16 protein-coding genes and 1 other RNA gene are annotated in these 16,027 nt (G+C 68.3%); 10 read left to right on the top strand and 7 right to left on the bottom strand.

All coding sequences use genetic code 11. The features are described from left to right. Positions 1-145: 145 nt before the first annotated feature. The 3 genes from KQ310_RS15045 to KQ310_RS15035 all read left to right on the top strand — a co-directional run bounded on the left by KQ310_RS15045 (position 146) and on the right by KQ310_RS15035 (position 3,333). On the top strand, positions 146-1,066 hold the full coding sequence (locus KQ310_RS15045) for a TIGR04168 family protein (RefSeq protein ID WP_259722604.1): 921 nt from the start codon (positions 146-148) through the stop codon (positions 1,064-1,066). Further along, positions 1,021-2,193 (top strand): hypothetical protein, encoded by a 1,173-nt coding sequence (locus KQ310_RS15040; RefSeq protein WP_311134756.1) that lies wholly within the window; start codon positions 1,021-1,023, stop codon positions 2,191-2,193. The genes KQ310_RS15045 and KQ310_RS15040 overlap by 46 nt, the downstream gene beginning before the upstream one ends. Before the next feature lie 384 nt (positions 2,194-2,577). Further along, on the top strand, positions 2,578-3,333 hold the full coding sequence (locus tag KQ310_RS15035) for an endolysin (RefSeq protein ID WP_399238572.1): 756 nt from the start codon (positions 2,578-2,580) through the stop codon (positions 3,331-3,333). A 120-nt stretch (positions 3,334-3,453) separates the two neighbouring features. On the opposite strand, the gene KQ310_RS15030 is transcribed toward KQ310_RS15035, so the two are convergent. Beyond that, the gene (locus KQ310_RS15030) at positions 3,454-4,431 is read right to left on the bottom strand and encodes a TPM domain-containing protein (RefSeq protein WP_259722514.1); all 978 of its coding nucleotides are present in this window, start codon (positions 4,429-4,431) and stop codon (positions 3,454-3,456) included. 48 nt (positions 4,432-4,479) lie between these two features. On the opposite strand from KQ310_RS15030, the gene KQ310_RS15025 reads away from it, so the two are divergent. Beyond that, positions 4,480-5,724: a class I SAM-dependent methyltransferase gene (locus KQ310_RS15025; RefSeq protein WP_259722513.1), complete on the top strand. Its 1,245-nt coding sequence runs from the start codon at positions 4,480-4,482 to the stop codon at positions 5,722-5,724. A 60-nt stretch (positions 5,725-5,784) separates the two neighbouring features. On the opposite strand, the gene KQ310_RS15020 is transcribed toward KQ310_RS15025, so the two are convergent. From KQ310_RS15020 to recQ, 3 genes are all read right to left on the bottom strand, one after another. Further along, positions 5,785-6,444 carry an SDR family oxidoreductase gene (locus tag KQ310_RS15020; protein WP_259722512.1) on the bottom strand — a complete coding sequence of 220 codons (660 nt, stop codon included), beginning with the start codon at positions 6,442-6,444 and terminating at the stop codon, positions 5,785-5,787. Positions 6,445-6,672: 228 nt separating this feature from the next. Beyond that, positions 6,673-7,857 (bottom strand): 3-dehydroquinate synthase, encoded by a 1,185-nt coding sequence (gene aroB / locus KQ310_RS15015; RefSeq protein ID WP_259722511.1) that lies wholly within the window; start codon positions 7,855-7,857, stop codon positions 6,673-6,675. 29 nt (positions 7,858-7,886) lie between these two features. After that, positions 7,887-9,848, bottom strand: coding sequence for a DNA helicase RecQ (recQ, locus tag KQ310_RS15010; RefSeq protein ID WP_259722510.1), 1,962 nt, complete (start codon positions 9,846-9,848; stop codon positions 7,887-7,889). Positions 9,849-9,857: 9 nt separating this feature from the next. On the opposite strand from recQ, the gene KQ310_RS15005 reads away from it, so the two are divergent. The 4 genes from KQ310_RS15005 to KQ310_RS14990 all read left to right on the top strand — a co-directional run bounded on the left by KQ310_RS15005 (position 9,858) and on the right by KQ310_RS14990 (position 13,811). Then, positions 9,858-10,787 (top strand): carbohydrate ABC transporter permease, encoded by a 930-nt coding sequence (locus KQ310_RS15005; protein ID WP_259722509.1) that lies wholly within the window; start codon positions 9,858-9,860, stop codon positions 10,785-10,787. A 72-nt stretch (positions 10,788-10,859) separates the two neighbouring features. Then, positions 10,860-12,203, top strand: a complete 1,344-nt coding sequence (locus KQ310_RS15000) for a 5-(carboxyamino)imidazole ribonucleotide synthase (protein ID WP_311134755.1) — start codon at positions 10,860-10,862, stop codon at positions 12,201-12,203. 6 nt (positions 12,204-12,209) lie between these two features. After that, a non-coding RNA gene (gene ssrS / locus KQ310_RS14995) (6S RNA) lies at positions 12,210-12,391 on the top strand. A 46-nt stretch (positions 12,392-12,437) separates the two neighbouring features. Next, positions 12,438-13,811 carry an APC family permease gene (locus KQ310_RS14990; protein WP_259722508.1) on the top strand — a complete coding sequence of 458 codons (1,374 nt, stop codon included), beginning with the start codon at positions 12,438-12,440 and terminating at the stop codon, positions 13,809-13,811. A gap of 68 nt (positions 13,812-13,879) precedes the next feature. Here KQ310_RS14990 and KQ310_RS14985 read toward each other — a convergent pair whose 3' ends face one another. Continuing rightward, positions 13,880-14,527, bottom strand: a complete 648-nt coding sequence (locus tag KQ310_RS14985; RefSeq protein ID WP_259722507.1) for an NAD(P)H-dependent oxidoreductase — start codon at positions 14,525-14,527, stop codon at positions 13,880-13,882. Positions 14,528-14,565: 38 nt separating this feature from the next. Between KQ310_RS14985 and KQ310_RS14980 the strand changes: the two genes are divergently transcribed. Then, on the top strand, positions 14,566-15,006 hold the full coding sequence (locus KQ310_RS14980) for a hypothetical protein (RefSeq protein ID WP_259722506.1): 441 nt from the start codon (positions 14,566-14,568) through the stop codon (positions 15,004-15,006). A gap of 16 nt (positions 15,007-15,022) precedes the next feature. Here KQ310_RS14980 and KQ310_RS14975 read toward each other — a convergent pair whose 3' ends face one another. Together KQ310_RS14975 and clpS are read right to left on the bottom strand one after the other, a co-directional pair. Further along, on the bottom strand, positions 15,023-15,298 hold the full coding sequence (locus KQ310_RS14975; protein WP_259722505.1) for a DUF2103 domain-containing protein: 276 nt from the start codon (positions 15,296-15,298) through the stop codon (positions 15,023-15,025). A 35-nt stretch (positions 15,299-15,333) separates the two neighbouring features. After that, positions 15,334-15,639 (bottom strand): ATP-dependent Clp protease adapter ClpS, encoded by a 306-nt coding sequence (gene clpS, locus KQ310_RS14970; protein WP_259722600.1) that lies wholly within the window; start codon positions 15,637-15,639, stop codon positions 15,334-15,336. 261 nt (positions 15,640-15,900) lie between these two features. On the opposite strand from clpS, the gene petN reads away from it, so the two are divergent. Then, positions 15,901-16,002 carry a cytochrome b6-f complex subunit PetN gene (gene petN / locus KQ310_RS14965; protein ID WP_197159300.1) on the top strand — a complete coding sequence of 34 codons (102 nt, stop codon included), beginning with the start codon at positions 15,901-15,903 and terminating at the stop codon, positions 16,000-16,002. Positions 16,003-16,027: the final 25 nt, after the last annotated feature.

The raw sequence follows: 16,027 nt of genomic DNA, 5'->3' as shown, positions 1-16,027 counted from the left end.
GAGCTGGGCGGCTGAAACCAACCGGAACCTCGGGGCAGGCAGGATGCCACCAGCCTAGGGATCCGCATTGGCTGAACGATCGGTCACCGCAGCAGGCGTCTCCCCGTCGGGTGGCTCCCCATCGGGAGCGTCCTCCGGCCCACTGCTGAGGATCGCCATCGCCGGTGATCCCCACGACCAGTGGGACCAGAGCGACCACGCCCTGCTGGAGCTGATCCGGCCCGATGCGCTCTTGCTGGTGGGGGATTTCAGCGACGGCAAGCCCCGCATCCCCTCCCTGCTGCGCCGGCTGGAGCTGCCGCTGGCCTGCATCCTCGGCAACCACGACAGCGGCCACGATTCCAGCGGCCGCACCCTGCAACGCCAGCTGGACCTGCTCGGTGATCTCCATTGCGGCTGGGATCTGCGGCAGCTCTCTCCCCCCGGCCTGGCCGTGGTGGGGGCGAGACCCGGCAGTGCCGGCGGTGGATTTCACCTGTCGCGCGCCGTGCGGGCGGTGTTCGGACCGGTGGAGATGCAGGAATCGGCCCGGCGCATCTGTGAGGCGGCGTTGTCCGCCGATCCCTCCCTGCCGCTGCTGGTGCTCTCGCACTGTGGTCCGAGTGGCCTGGGCAGTGAACCGGGCGATCCCTGTGGCCGCGACTGGAAGGCCTCCGCCGGCGACTGGGGCGACCAGGATCTGGCCCTGGCCCTGGAAGGGATTCGCCGTCAGCGGTCCGTTCCCCTAGTGGTGTTCGGCCACATGCACCATGCCCTCAGGCGCGGGCAGGGGGAGCGGCAGAGCTTTTGCCGCGATCGCAGCGGCACCGCCTACCTCAACACCGCTTGTGTCCCCCGCCATGGCGAGGATCAGGCCGGCCGCACCCTGCGGCACTTCAGCTGGGTCGAATTCCGGGGGGTGGAGCTGGCGGCCGTGAGCCACCGCTGGTATGGCCTGGATGGCTCCCTGCTCTACGAACAGAAGCTCTGGCGGGCTGAACCAGCCACCGGCACGACCCCCCTGGCCGCTCCTGCCGCGGCATGCTCCGCAGTGGTTTCCGACAGCACGGCCTGCCGTTCATGTTGATCCTGGCCTGCGTCAGCGCCCACGGGTTCGGGCATGGCTCCCGCACGGCCTCGGTGCTGGCCGAACTCGCCAAGCTGCGGCCCGACTGGCGGCTGGTGCTCAGCACGGCCCTGCCCGCCTCGTTCCTGGAGCTGGCTCTTGGGCCTGTCCCCCATGAGCAGCGCCGCTGCCGCTGGGATGTGGGGGTGATTCAGGCCGATGCCCTCGGCGCCGATCCAGCCGCCACTCTCGAAGCCCTCGAGCAGGTGGAACGGGCCTTGCCGGGCCAGCTGGAGCGGGAGGCGGCCTGGTTGGTGCAGCAGGGGGAGCCAGCTCTGGTGCTGGGCGATGTGCCGCCGGCGGCCGCCCGGCTGGCCAGCCGCACGGGTCTGCCCCTGGTCTGGCTGGCCAGCTTCGGCTGGGATGCGATCTACGGGCCGATGGCCGCTGATCCCCAGCTGGAGCCGGAGCAGGCCGAGCGTTTCGCAGGGTGGGCCGAGCACTGCCGCACCCTGTACCGCCGTGGGGATCTGCTGCTGCGCTGTCCGTTGGCCATGCCGATGCCCTGGGACCTGCCCGAACGGGCGATCGGCCTCACCAGCAGCAGCCCCCGGCTCGACCTGGCCGATCTGGCGGAGCGACTGCAGCTGCCTCCCGATCGGCAGCGCTGTGTGCTGATCAGCTTCGGCGGCATGGGCTTCCCGCTCGATCCGGCCTTGCTGGCCCACTGGCCCGAGCATGTGTTCCTTGGGCCGGATCCCGCCATGACGGCCGCACCCAATGGCCGGCTGCTGCCGCCTGGTGTGCGGCCGCTCGATGCGATGCCCCTGATCGGCCGGTTGATCACCAAACCGGGATACAGCAGTTTCTGCGAGGCCCTCAGCCAGAACGTGGGCATCCACCTGGTGCATCGCGAGGGTTTTGCCGAGGCGGCGGTGCTGGAGGCGGATCTGCAACGGATCGGCTGGCATCGGCTGCTCAGCCAGGAGCAGCTGCGAAGCGGCGACTGGCAACTGGATCAGCCCTTGCTGCCTCCCAGCGGAACCCCGCTGCCAACCCAGGGGGCCGCTGAGGCCGCTGCAGCGATCGTTACCTTTGCCGAGGAAAGATCAGCAGTACCGATGTATGCGGGGCACACAATTGGATGATCTGTACCCTCAAACCCCCGAAATCCTGTCAGGACGGTGCTTTGAATGCCGCGCTGTCGTTTCTGATACGAGTGGACACTCGTGCGACCGTCACGATCACGATCGCGTTCGGGGCCGTCGTTAGCCAAATTGGCGCCGCATTGAGTCTCATGCTTCCAGGTTGATCTCGGAGTCATCCGCCGGCGATGGATCGGCAGGTTGCTTCTGGATTCGGCCCATCTCTCGATCTCAATCTGCCAACAAGTAAGGTTCACCTGTTTATTCCAGCCTTTCCCTATTCCCTTTTCTTCATTTCCGCGTGATGCGTCATGCGGACTGCGCCATTCCACGGCTAAGGGATTTGCTTCCTTGCCCTGCCTTGACCTGTCCTTCGCTGCATCCGTTTTGCTTCGTCGCTCCTTCTCCCTGATCTCGGCCCTTTCGTTGTTGGGTTCTGCCAGCGCCGCTGTCCTGTCAGCCCCGGCAAGAGCCACCGAAGTCACCGATCCCTGGAGTTCCCTGCCGCAGGCTCCGGCGCCCCGCATTTCCACCCGGATGGTGCTGCCGTCGACCCCGCCGCCGGCTCCGGCCACCTACGCCATCACCCCTGAGCGCCGCGCCCTGCTCAACACGATCCGCTATGCGGAGGGCACCTGGGCAAACGGTGGTGATCTCGGCTATTGGATCATGTTTGGTGGTGGGCTGATGGACAGCCTTGAGCGCCATCCCAACCGCGTGGTGCGCTCGGCCCGTTACGCCAGTGCCGCCGCCGGTGCCTACCAGTTCATGCCCTTCACCTGGACGATGGCCAGTCAGGCCCTCGGCCTGGTGGGTTTCAATGCCCAGGCCCAGGACCAGGCCGCCATTTTCCTGGTGCAGCGCCGTGGGGCCCTGGCCCTGGCTGATCAGGGTGACCTGAGCCCGCAACTGGTGGCCAAGCTCGCTCCGGAGTGGGCGTCCTTCCCCACCATGGCGGGTGCCAGCTTCTACGGCCAACCCGTGAAGCGCTACAACGACCTCAGGCGCTTCTACGAAGACAACCTGGCCCGTCTGCGCAGCGAACAGCAGAGTGAGCTGCAACTGGCCTCAGCTCCCGCCAGTCCCGCCTGCGACGACGACTCCCTGCAGTGCCGCCTTGAGGCCGTGGGCTCGGCGCGTTGAGCGTCAAACCTTCGCCAGACCGTTCCTTCCCGTTCTGAACCGGCACGCCAACTCCACTGGCGCTGCCGGTTTTTTTGATCCGAGGCAGAAATCCGGAACTGAGGCAGCAGTCCGTCCGGCTCAGGTGTCTGAGCCGGAATCGGGCCCATCCGCAGGCAATTTGTGGCGACCGATGGTGGCGCCGGCGATCTGATAAGCCGCAACGGCAGCACCGAGGAAAGCCAGGGTGTTGCGGGCCACCGGCAGCAGATCACTGGTGCGGGTCACTACCGGCCCCAGCCCCAGGGCGCCGAACAGGATCAGCCACAGGGGAGAGAGCAGCATCACCCAGGCCCATTCCACCCGGCGCCCCTCCTTGCGGGGATAGGCCGCGATTCCCGCAATCACGCCGCCAAGGATGGAGGTGGAGAGGGTGAGCAGCCATTGCTCGCGAGGCAGGCCCGGCACCACCTGACAACCGCCCCGTTCCAGGCAGCCCTCCACTGCGGTGAGCGCATCCACGATGGCGCCGTCTTCGCCGTGATCGCGCACGTAGTACTGGTTGCCGTAGCGGGTCTGCAGCTCCACCCAGAAGGTGCGCGGCATCAGGGCGAACAGGGCTTCACCCACATTGAAGTTGAGCAGGTTGCCGCCGCGGGGATCGGCCACCAGCAGCAGGCTGCGCTCATCCAGATCCCAGAAATCCCGCACCGCCAGCCCCGGTGTGCGCTCGTACTGGGTCAGCACCCGCAGCTTCCAGCCGCTGCTCTGCTCGAAGCCCTCGAGCTGCTGCTCGAGGCTGCTGCGCTGCTGGTCGGTGAGGGCCTTGGCCAGATCGATCACCGGGGTGGGGTGATCGGGCAGCAGATCCGGGTTGTCGTAGGCGAAGGCCGGCGCGGCGGCGAGGCCGGCGAACCCCAAGGTTCCCAGCAGCAGCAACAGGCCCAGCGCCAACCCCGACAGCCGCTGCCGCAGGGTTCCACGGTCACGCTTCTGGTCCAGCCGGGTGTTCTTTTCCTGCCGGATGCTCTCAGGCCCGATCCTCTTGGCCCCGATCCCCTCAGCCCCGATCCCCTCAGCCCCGATCCCCTCAGCCCCGATCGTCTCGATGCTGCCCATGCCGACTGCTTCAGTAGCTCTGCATTCTCTCCGTCCAGGCCGGCTGACGTGACCCGCCCCCCCGCTCCCCGGCCCGCCTCCGCCCGTTCCGATTCAGCGGCTTCCCCACCGCCGGCCTGGCTGCTGGAGCGGCTGCGTAGCGCCGCCGGTTCGGTGCCCTTCCGCACCTTCATGGCCTGGGCGCTGCACGATCCCGAGCACGGGGCCTATGGCAGCGGCCATCTGCGCATCGGTCCCCGCGGTGATTTCGCCACAGCCCCCTCCCTGGGGGGCGAATTCGCGGCGCTGCTGGCTCCCCAGCTGGCCGCCTGGCTGGAGGAACTGGCGGCCCAGGCCAGTGGGCCCCTGGCCCTGGTGGAAACGGGCCCCGGCGAGGGTCAGTTGGCCCGCCAGCTGGCCGAAGCACTGCAGCAGCACTGGCCCCAGCTGGCGGCCCGCACCGAACTGGTGCTGGTGGAGCCCAATGCCGGCATGGTCGAGCGCCAGCGCCGCCAGCTCGAGGGCCTCAGCCTGCCGCTGCGCTGGGCCAGCTTCGAGCAGCTGGCGGCGCGGCCGCTTCAGGGGGTGGTGCTGGCCCACGAGGTGCTTGATGCCCTGGCGGTGGATCGGATCGTCTGGGACGGGGCCCTCTGGCGCCAGCAGGTGGTGGCCCTGCACGAGGGGGGCAGCGCTGGGCTCGCGCTGCGGCTGGAGCCCGGCGAACCCCTGGAGCCAGAGGCTCTCGCGCAACTCGCAGCCCTGGGGCTCCAGCCCAGGGCCAGCGACGCCGCTGCCGGCCCCGCCGTTCCGCCCCTGCCTGCTGGTTGGTGCACGGAGCTGCATCCCGAGCTGGCCCCCTGGCTGCGCAGCTGTGCCGCAGGCCTGAGTCGGGGCCGGCTGCTGGTGATTGATTACGCCCTCGAGGCCCGCCGCTACTACGCCCCCCACCGCCAGGACGGCACCCTGATGGCCTACCGCGACCAGACGGCCAGCGCCGATCCGCTGCGGGACCCTGGCCAGTGGGATCTCACCGCCCATCTCTGCCTCGAGAGCGTCGAGGCGGCGGCCCTGGCGGAGGGATGGCAGCCCCTGGGGCAGTGCCGCCAGGGCGAGGCCTTGCTGGCCTTGGGCCTTGCCGAACGGCTGCATGGCCTGCAGCAGGGCAGCGGCGCCGATCTGGCCGGCTTATTGGCCCGCCGCGAGGCCTTGCTGCGGCTGGTCGATCCCCACGCCCTCGGCGATTTCCGCTGGTTGGCCTTCAGCAAGGGCGAGCCGGGCGCGTTGCCTGCCCCAGCCTTTTTGTGTCATCCCTGAGCCGCAGCAGCCCTGAGCCCCATGCCCTCCGGAAGCTCAGCCTGAGAGACCGCTGCTCTCTCAGGGCCTCAGCCAGGCGCTCAGGGTCTGGGGCGGCAGGCCGGCGCTGCTGGTGATCTCCACGATGCGGCCGATGCTGGCCGGGGTGTCGAGGGCCTCGAGGCACACCTTGGCCACCAGCCGCCGGGGAATGCTGTCGCTCTCCTGCTCGTCGGGGCCGCTGAACCGCACACCCTCGCTCTCCAGACCCTCCTCCCGCTCGCTCAGCCCCCCGGGCCGGATCACGGTCCAGTTGAGGCCGCTGCTTTCCAGCCAGGTCTCACCGAGCCGTTTCCACACCAGAATCAGGCCGAACAGGTTGAGCGGGTGCAGCCAGCGGCCGGCGCAGAGCGAACTCACCAGCACCACCCGTGGCACATCGGCGTCGCGGCAGGCGGCGATCTGGTGCCGGATCGCCAGGGCGTCCACCTTCAATGGACCGAACAGATCCACCGATGGCCGGGCGCCGGTGGCGATCACCAGGGCGTCGCAGCCGCTGAGTGCCGCCGCAAGGGCGGCCTGATCGTGGAGCTGCAGCCGCACCACCTCCGCCCCCTCAAGCCCAGCAGGCACCTGGGAATCGGGGCGCACGATCGCCCGCACCGCCTGGCCGCGTCTCAGGGCTTCCTGCACCACCCGCCAACCGGTCTTGCCGGAAGCGCCGCTCACCGCCAGGGTCATGGTTCCGATCGCTTTGCCAGACCCTAAAAAGCCCAGGCCGATGTTGAGTGTTGCTGATCACCAACAGGCGCTGATCAATCAGAACGGATCAATCAGAACGGATCCATCGGAGCTGATCAAGGGGAGGTGATCAAGGGGAGCTGATCAAGCTGCTCTGATCAAGCAGCCCTGATCAAGCAGCCCTGATCAAGCTGCTCGGATCAAGCAGCCCTGATCAAACGGCACTCATCAAGCAGCCCTGATCAGCTCCGGTGAACCCACCGGCTCCGGTGTGGCGATCCGATCCAGGGCCGCCAGGATCGTGGCGGTGTCCACGTCGTCGCGGATCTCCACCGTGCCGATCGCCGTGGGCAGCACGAACCGCACGCGGCCCTCCTTCACCTTCTTGTCGCCCTGCAGGCAGGCGAGCACCGCCTGCGGCTCCAGTGACGGCCAGGCCAGGGGCAGCTGGGCGGCGGCGATCAGGTGGCGCTGCCGCTCCTGGTCGTCTGCGCTCCACAGACCACGCTCCACGGCAATGGCGCCGGCGGCCAGCATCCCCAGCCCCACCGCCTCGCCGTGCAGGTAGGTGCCGTAGCCGCTGAGGGTCTCCACCACATGGCCGAGGGTGTGGCCGTAGTTGAGGATCGCCCGCAGGCCCCCTTCCCGCTCGTCGGCGGCCACCACGCGCGCTTTGGCGGCGGCGGAGCGCAGCAGCAGCGTGTCGAGCAGGGCCGGACCCACCGCCTCGCGGCTGGCCAGACCTGCGGGTGCAGGACCGACCGGGGCGGCGGCGGCGGCCTCCAAGGCCCTGAACAACTCGGGATCGCCGATCACGCCGTACTTGATCACCTCGGCCATGCCCGCCCGGAACTCCCGCTCGGGCAGGGTGGCCAGGGTGAGCGGATCGATCAGCACCAGCTTCGGCTGGTGGAAGGCGCCGATCAGGTTCTTGCCGCCGGCGTGGTTGACGCCGGTCTTGCCGCCGATCGCCGCATCGACCATCGCCAGCAGGGTGGTGGGCACCTGCACCACGGCGATGCCCCGCAGCCAGGTGGCGGCCGCGAAGCCGGCCATGTCGCCCACCACGCCGCCGCCGAGGGCCACGATCAGCGAGCCGCGCTCCAGCTTGCGGGCGAAGGCGGCGTCGTGGATCAGGGCCACGGTGGCGGGAGTCTTCTGGTCTTCGCCGGCTTCGATCACCAGGGTGCTGGCCTCGAAGCCGGCGGCCGACAGGCTCGCCAGGGCGGTGGCGCCGTAGTGCTCCTGTACCACCGGATTGGTCACCACCAGCACCTTGGTGCCGGCCCTGACCCCACACTCGAGAATCTGCTCCCCAAGCAGCTCCAGGGCGCCTGCGCCGATCACCACCGGGTAACCGTTCTGCTCCAGGGCCACCTCGATCGTGCGCAGGGGCTGGAGGGCGGTGCTCATCGCGGTGGCGCGGCTGATGGGCCCTGAGGCTACGGCGGCGGGCTGGCGCAGGAGTCCAGCAGCTCCAGCAGGGCGGCGCCGTAACGCTCCAGCTTGGCGGCGCCGATGCCACCGACGCTGCCCAGTTCCGCCAGGCTGCTGGGCCGGCGGGCGGCGAGCTCCAGCAGGGTGCGGTCATGGAACACCACATAGGGAGGCACCCCCTGCTGGCGGGCCTGGTCGGTGCGCCAGCTCTTCAGGGCCGCCGCCAGCTGCGGATCGGCCTCGCCCCAGTCCGTGGAAGCGGCCGCCCCCGCCGAGCTGCTGCGGCCGCTGCTGCGCCGCCGCTCCTTGCGTGGCGGTGGCAGGGGCAACTCCAGGGGTGTCTCACCGCGCAGCACCGGCCGCACGGCGTTCTCGGCCCCCCAGCGCAGGCCGCCGTGGCCCTCCGGCACCGGCTGCAGCAGGCCCAGGGCACCGAGCTGGCGGATGAGGGCTCGCCACTGTTCCTTGTCGAGCTCCGTGCCGATGCCGTAGACGCTGAGGCTGTCGTGGCCGAGGCTGCGGATCCGTTCGGTGCTGGCCCCCAGCAGCACATCCACCAGGTGGGCGGCGCCGAAGCGGTGGCCGGTGCGGTGCACCGCCGAGAGCAGTTTCTGGGCTGCCACCGTCACGTCATGGCGGGTCTGGGGTTCGAGGCAGGCGTCGCAGTTGCCGCAGGGCTGATCCAGCGCTTCGCCGAAGTGGCGCAGCAGCACCTGGCGGCGGCAGCTGGCGGCCTCGGTGAAGCCGATCAGGGCGTCGAGCTTGCCGTGCTCGATCCGTTTCTGGGCCAAAGGGGCTTCGGAGTCGTCGATGAAGCGGCGCAGCTGGGGCACATCGCCGGGGCCGTGGATCATCCAGGCCACCGCCGGCAGGCCATCGCGGCCGGCCCGGCCCGTCTCCTGGTAGTAGGCCTCCAGGCTCTTGGGCAGATCCACGTGGGCCACGAAGCGCACGTCCGGTTTGTCGATGCCCATGCCGAAGGCGATCGTGGCCACCACCACCACACCGCTGCCGCGGCGGAAGCGATCCAGGGCAGCACTGCGGGCAGCGGCCTCCATGCCGGCGTGATAGCCCACGGCGTTGAAGCCGGCCCCCTGCAGCGCCGCCGCCAGCTGGTCCACCCGGCTGCGCGAGCGGGCATAGACGATGCCGGAATCGCCGCGGTGCTCCTCCAGAAACCGCAGCAACTGGGCCTTCGGCTCCTCCTTGCCCCGCAGCAGATAGCGGATGTTGGGCCGATCGAAACTGGCCAGGAACACCCGACCCTGCTGCAGGCCCAGCCGTTCGACGATCTCCTCACGGGTGCGGGGATCGGCGGTGGCGGTCAGGGCCAGCCTGGGCACCTGCGGGAAGCGGTCCGCCAGGATCCCCAGCTGGATGTACTCGGGCCGGAAGTCGTGTCCCCACTGGGAGACGCAGTGGGCTTCATCGATGGCGAACAGGGCCAGCTGTCGCTCCGCCAGCCGTTCCAGCAGGTCACCGTTCAGCAGCCGCTCCGGAGAGACGTACAGCAGATCCAGCGTCCCCTCGTTCAGCTGGCGCCAGAGGGAGGCGCTCTCCTGGGGATCGAGGGCAGAGTGGAGCGCCGCCGCCGCCACACCGGCCTGACGCAGCGCCTCCACCTGGTCCTGCATCAGGGCGATCAGGGGCGAGACCACCACCGCCAGCCCCGGCCGGCACAGGGCCGGGATCTGAAAGCAGAGGGATTTGCCACCGCCGGTCGGCATCAGCACCAGGGCCGAGCCACCGTCGATCACGTGGCGCACGATCGCCTCCTGGGGCCCGCGGAAGCTGGCGTAGCCAAACACCTGCTGCAGCACCTGCAGCGGATCAGCGACTGCGCCCCGGTCAGCGCCCCAGTCAGCGGAACTGGCTGCGCAACGAGCAGCTCCTTCGGCCAGGTCCGCACCCTCCACCTTGTCGTTGCCCTGCGACACGCTTGCGGTCAGTTCGTTGCTCTCTTCCACAATGGCGCCATGACACGGTCTTTCCCTCAGGATTCCCCAAGGCCGCCGGCCGCCGCCTCTGCTCCGGGGACCGGTGCCCGCAGCGCCTGGGGCTTCCTGGCGCCGGCGCTGCTGCTGCTGGCGTTGTCGGTGCTGATCCCAGCGGCGATGGCGCTGCTGATGAGCTTCACCCAGTCGGGGCTGGATGTGAACGAGCCGCTGCAGTTCATCGGCCTGGCCAACCTGCGCCGCCTGCTCGTCGATCCGATGTTCTTCCGGGTGAGCGGCACCACCTTCCTCTACCTGGTGGGGGTAGTGCCGCCGATCGTGCTCGGTGCCCTCGCCCTGGCCGTTCTGGTCAACCAGTCCTTGCCGGGCATCCATTGGTTTCGCGCCGCTTTCTACACACCGGTACTGGTGTCGATCGTGGTGGCGGCGATCGCCTTCCGCTGGCTCTATGCCGAGAACGGCCTGATCAATGGCTGGCTGGTGGCCCTGCTGGGGGAGCGCTTCTCGCCGATCGCTTTTCTGTCGTCGCCTGCGCTGGCCCTGCCCTCGGTGATGCTCGTGACCCTCTGGAAGGGCCTCGGCTACTACATGGTGATCTTCCTGGCGGGTCTGCAGGGCATCCCCACCGATCTCTACGAGGCCGCCGAACTCGATGGAAGCACTGGCTGGCGCAAGCATCTCGACATCACCCTGCCGCTGCTACGCCCCTACCTCACCCTCGTGGCGGTGATTTCGGCGATCGCCGCCACCAAGGTGTTCGAGGAGGTCTACCTGATGACCCAGGGCGGCCCGGCCGATTCCACCCGCACCCTGGTGTATTACGTCTACGACCAGGCCTTCGCCGAGCTGGAGATCAGCTACGCCTGCACGGTGGGTCTGGCCCTCTTCCTGGCGGTGCTGCTACTCAGCCTGCTGCGCTACCTGTTCGCCGGTGATCGGGGGTTGACCTGAGCGGAGTGGCAGGATCATCGATTGGCCCGATCCCGCCGCCCTGATCCGGCAGCCCCGATCCCACGAGGTGCGATGACTCCACTGGACGACTCCAAATCAGCCGCGATCGGCGTGGTGGGCGGTGGCCAGCTGGCCCGGATGCTGGCCCAGGCTGCGGCGGAGCTGGGGGTGCCCCTGCATGTGCAGACTCCCTCGGCCAGCGATCCGGCTGCCCCCCTGGCCGCTGAACTGGTGCTGGCCGACCTCAGGGATGCGGCCGCCACCCGGCGCCTGGCACAGGATTGCGCCGCGATCAGCTTTGAGAACGAGTGGCTCGACCTCGAGGCGCTCGCACCCCTGGCGGCCGATGGCATCCGCTTCATGCCCAGCCTGGAGGCCCTGCAGCCCCTGATCAGCAAGCGCAGCCAGCGGGAGCTGCAGCAGCGGCTTCAGTTGCCGTCACCCCGCTGGTTCTCGATGGATCTGGCCTTGCCGCTGCTCCTGCCGGTGCCGGCCGCCGCGGCTGCAGGCCCCGCCGCTGGCCCTGCCGGCTCCGCTGATGCCGCTCCGCCCTCCGCCGACACCGGTGGCATCGGGCCCGCGCCGATCGATCCCCGCTCTCCGAGGTTGCCGCAGGGGTTCAGTTACCCGCTGATGGCCAAGGCGGCGCGCGGCGGCTACGACGGCAAGGGCACCGCCCTGCTCCAGGGCCCTGAGGATCTTGAGGAGCTGCTGGAACGGGTGGATCCAGCCACCTGGATCGTGGAGGAGTTCGTCGCCTTCGAGCAGGAGCTCTCGGTGGTGGCCTGCCGTGACCGCAAGGGCCGGGTGCTTTGCTATCCGGTGGTGCAGACCCACCAGCATCAGCAGGTGTGCGACTGGGTGCTGGCTCCAGCAGCTGTACCCCAGGCGGTGCAGGCCTATGCCCGCAATGTGGCCTCCTCCCTGCTCACATCCCTGGACTACGTGGGGGTGCTCTCGATTGAGTTTTTCTATGGCCCCGCCGGGCTGTTGATTAATGAGATCGCGCCCCGCACCCACAATTCCGGCCACTACACGATCGAGGCGGCGCGCACCAGCCAGTTCGCCCAGCAGGTGCGCATCGTGGCCGATCTGCCGATCGCCTCCCCCGACCTGACGGTGCCCGGTGCCCTGATGGTGAACCTGCTCGGATTCGAGCAAGGCAATGCCGACTACGGCCCCCAGCGGGCTGCCCTGGCCCAACTGCCTGCAGCCCATGTGCATTGGTATGACAAGACCGGCAGCAGCCTCGGCCGCAAGCTGGGTCACGTCACCCTGCTGCTGAAGGGAGCCAGCCACGAGGCCCGGGCCACCGAGGCGGAGCGGCGCCTGGCGGAGGTGCGCACGATCTGGCCCCTGCCGCCGGTGAAGCCGGAAGCGCTGGAGACCGCTCTGAAGGCACCGATTTCCGCTTAACATGCGTTTGGGCTGCTGTGTTGGTGACTGCCTTTCACAGTTTTCTGATCTGACTCCCCTTCGATATGGGGGGTCTGCAGCGTCGGCAACGTAAACCGGCCTCGAGCCGGAAACGAAGCCCCGCCTTTGACCCCCCTCCTGGTTCTTCCAGGTCGAACACTGGGGCAAGACGGCATGGCGGTCCACCCCATTCCGGGTTCCCGGAACCCCGGATTCAATCGGGAGTTCCTGGCGGTGCCTTCTTCCTCTGAGTCCCCCCCCAGCCAAGGCTCGTTGCTCCACATCCTCGGAGCCAGCTTTGGCATCGCCGGTGCTGTGGGCAGCTCGATTGGCGCTGGGATCCTGCGCACGCCGGGCCTGGTGGCGGCCCAGCTGGGCAGTGCTCCCCTGATGCTGCTGGTCTGGCTGGGCGGTGGGATCTACTCCCTGTTCGGCGCCCTGGCAGTGGCTGAGCTGGCCGCAGCTCTGCCTTCGGCCGGTGGCTGGTACGTCTATGCCCGACGGGCTGCCGGCGATCAGGCCGGCTTCTCGGTGGGCTGGATCGACTGGCTGGGTCAGTGCGCCGGTCTGGCCTGGGTGTCGGTCACGATCGGGGAGTACAGCGCAGCGCTGTTGCCCCGGTTGCCATTCGGCAGCAAGGTGATCGGCTTGGCGGTGTTATTGGCCTTCGCCCTGGTCCAGTTGCTCGGCCTGGCGGCGGGCAGCCTCAGCCAGAAGCTTCTGAGCCTTGCCAAGGCCGGGGCGTTCCTGATCTTGATCGCCGCCTGTTTCTGGTTCGCACCACACGCGGCCAACACCGCGGCCCCAATAGCGACCGGGGCACTGGCGGATCCTGCCGCGCTGCCCCCACTTCAGGGTCGGGCCCTGGCCGTGGGCCTTGTCTTTGCCCTTCAGGCGGTGATCACCACCTACGACGGCTGGCACAGCCCGATCTACTTCGCGGAAGAGTTTTCCGATCCCGCCGCTGCCCTGCCCCGATCCCTGGTCGGTGGCGTACTGGCGGTGACGGGCCTCTACGTGCTGGTCAACCTGGCGCTGCTGCAGGTGCTGTCGCTGCCGGAGCTGGCCGGGTCGCGGCTCCCCCTTGCCGATGCGGCCCGCCTGTTGTTCGGCGGCGGTGGGGCGCAACTGATCACGGTGCTGGCCTTGATCTCCTGTCTGGGCCTGATCAATGCCGTGATCATGGCGGCCCCGCGGGTGCTCTACGGCCTGGCCCGAGACGGCCTCTTCCTCGATGCCGTGGCAGGGGTCAGCTCCGCCGGAACACCACTGCTCGCCCTGGGGATCACAACGTCGACGGCGGCGGTTCTGCTGCTGGTGGGCGACTTCGCCATCCTGCTGGGCATGGCCGCCTTCCTGTATGTGTTGCTCTATGCCACCGGGATCGCGGCCCTGTTCGTGCTGCGCTGGCGGGATCCGGAGTTGGCTCGGCCCTTCCGCGACTGGGGCTATCCCGTCACCGCGGCCACGGTGGGGGTCACCTCCTTGGCTTTCCTCGTGGGGGAGGTTGTGTCCGACACGCGCAACAGCCTGCTGGCCGTGGGGTTGATCCTGCTCAGCTGGCCCTTACATCAGGCATTTCGCCGGCTCAGGCCCTCGATCAGCTGAATCCATCGCTAAAAGCAGCAGCTGAATCAATCGGCTGCAAGCAGGCGGCTGAGCACCGTGAGCTATGTTCAGAGCCGCTCGATCAGGCTGGTGGAGCGGTAGCGCACCTTGGCCAGGCTGGCGTATTTGTCGTCTGCCTGGCGATAACCAGCCGCGCAGACCACGCAGGAGCGGTAGCCACTGCTCTCCAGATCCAGGATGCGGTCGTAGTCCGTGGGGCTGAAGCCTTCGATCGGACAGGTGTCCACCCCCAGCAGGGCGGCGGCGGTCATGAAGGTTCCCAGGGAGATGTAGACCTGATTGCTGGTCCAGCGTTCGATCTGCTGGCTGCGGGGCCCGTCGACCAGATCCTTCTGCATCATCTCCCGATAAAAAGCCAGCTGCTCCACCGGTACGCTCCGCACCTCGCTGGTCCATTGAATCAGTCGGTCCAGTTCCGCGGCTCCGATGCTCTGCTGGCGCAGGAACACAACCAGGTGGGAGCAGTCGGTGACCTGACTCTGATCCCAGGAGTGGGGACGCAACTGCAGGCGCAGGGCCGGATCAGTGATCACCAGGAACTTCCAGGGCTGCAGCCCGTAGCTGGACGGGCTCAGCACCAGGGTCTGCTCAAGGGCTGCCCAGGTCTGGGCGTCGATGCGGCGCGACCCATCAAAGACTTTGGTGGCATAGCGCCAGTTCAGGGCCTGCAGGAGCTCAGACGGAGGCAGAGACATTGGGTCGGAGGGCAACAACCCTCACCACGTGGGGGGTGATGGGCCGCATCATTCTGGAGGTCGAATCCCCGATTGTGGTGATGGGTGAGTTTCAGCACGCGTTCAATCAGCTGCTTGGCCTGGCTCCCGGGCCCGTCTTCCCCAGGGCTCGTCTGCTCTACCTGCGCAAGTACTGCCTGGAGGGCCGTGAGGCCGTGGGCCGATTCCGCACCTTTCTGCTTGAGGAGGAGATCCAGGAGAGCAGTGAGGGGGTGGTGCGGGTGCGGGCCCTCGCCTTTGCGGTGGTGCACTGGCAGGCTCCCCAGCTGCCTCTGGCCAGCTACAGCGCCTACCTTGCGGAGCAGTGGCAGATCGAGCCCCAGGAGCTGCAATTGGTGGAGGAGGAGTGGTTCCGGCAGGGCGGTGCCTATGCCCGTTTCACGGCGCCGGCGGTGTTTGAACGCAGCAGCAGCGGAGAGTTGCTGATGGCGGATGGCTGACGGCTCCTGGCTGATGTCAGGCCGTCAGGATGTCGAGGGCCTCCTGAAGGCGTTCGCGGCTCCAGCTGGTGACCACGAACACCTCCTGGGCCATGCTGCCGCGGCGTGCCACCAGTTTGTGCCCCCCCGTGATCGGCGTCGAGACCCGCAGGCGCAGCAAGGGGCTTCGCCCCCGAACCCGGCTGATCACCGCCGGGGTGACCGTGTCGATGCCCGGCTGGCGGGCCAGTTGGCGCAGCAGGGGGACCAGCCCTTCCACATAGGTGCTGTGGGTGATCACCACACGGCCCATGGCTTGCTCCCTCCGCAATGGCGTGGACCCCAGCTTCAGTCCCGTTGCAATGGCGCCATGGTGAGGCCCTCGGCGGCGAGCAGCTGGTGGTAGAGCTCCGCTTGTTCCAGGGGACCGGTCCAGACCACCGCCGAACCTTCAGCATCGATCCGGTGCGCCAGGTCCCAGGCTCGATCGGTGAGCATGCCGGGAATGTGACGCACCAGGCACTCGACCACGTGCTGGAAGGTATTGATGTCGTCGTCGAGCACAACCACCCGCGCTTCGGGGTAAGGAGCCCGCTCCAGCAGCGTGGCCGACCGTGTCGCCGTGCCTGGAGTGGCGGCGGTGGCACGGGTCAGGCCGAGGGACGAAGCGGAACCAACAGGCAAAGGGCAACCAACAGGCGACGAGGAACCGACAGGCGACGAGGAACCGAGGGCCATGGAACAAGCGTGCGGAGACGGCAGGGCCCCTGACACGGGCCGGAACTGTGAAATCAGGGCGGCTGGACTGAGGCCAGGCTGGGGATCGACCTCCATTGTGGGCCTCGATGGCATCGGGCTGTGCCAGGGGGCTGACCCATGCTTGGGTAAACTCTGCTCACGCCAATTCTGGATCCGATGCTGATCACCCTCGGCTGGGCTTCGCTTGCTGCCATTTTCAGCTTCTCGATCGCCATGGTGGTCTGGGGCCGCAATGGCGACGGCACCCTGAATTTCTGAACCCCCTTTCCTTCTCGTGCCTGAA

It is taken from the genome of Synechococcus sp. CS-1328, assembly GCF_025128095.1.
GTDB lineage: Bacteria > Cyanobacteriota > Cyanobacteriia > PCC-6307 > Cyanobiaceae > CBW1002.
The sequence above is the reverse complement of the archived record's forward strand: the minus strand, read 5'-3'. Positions and strand labels throughout refer to the sequence as shown.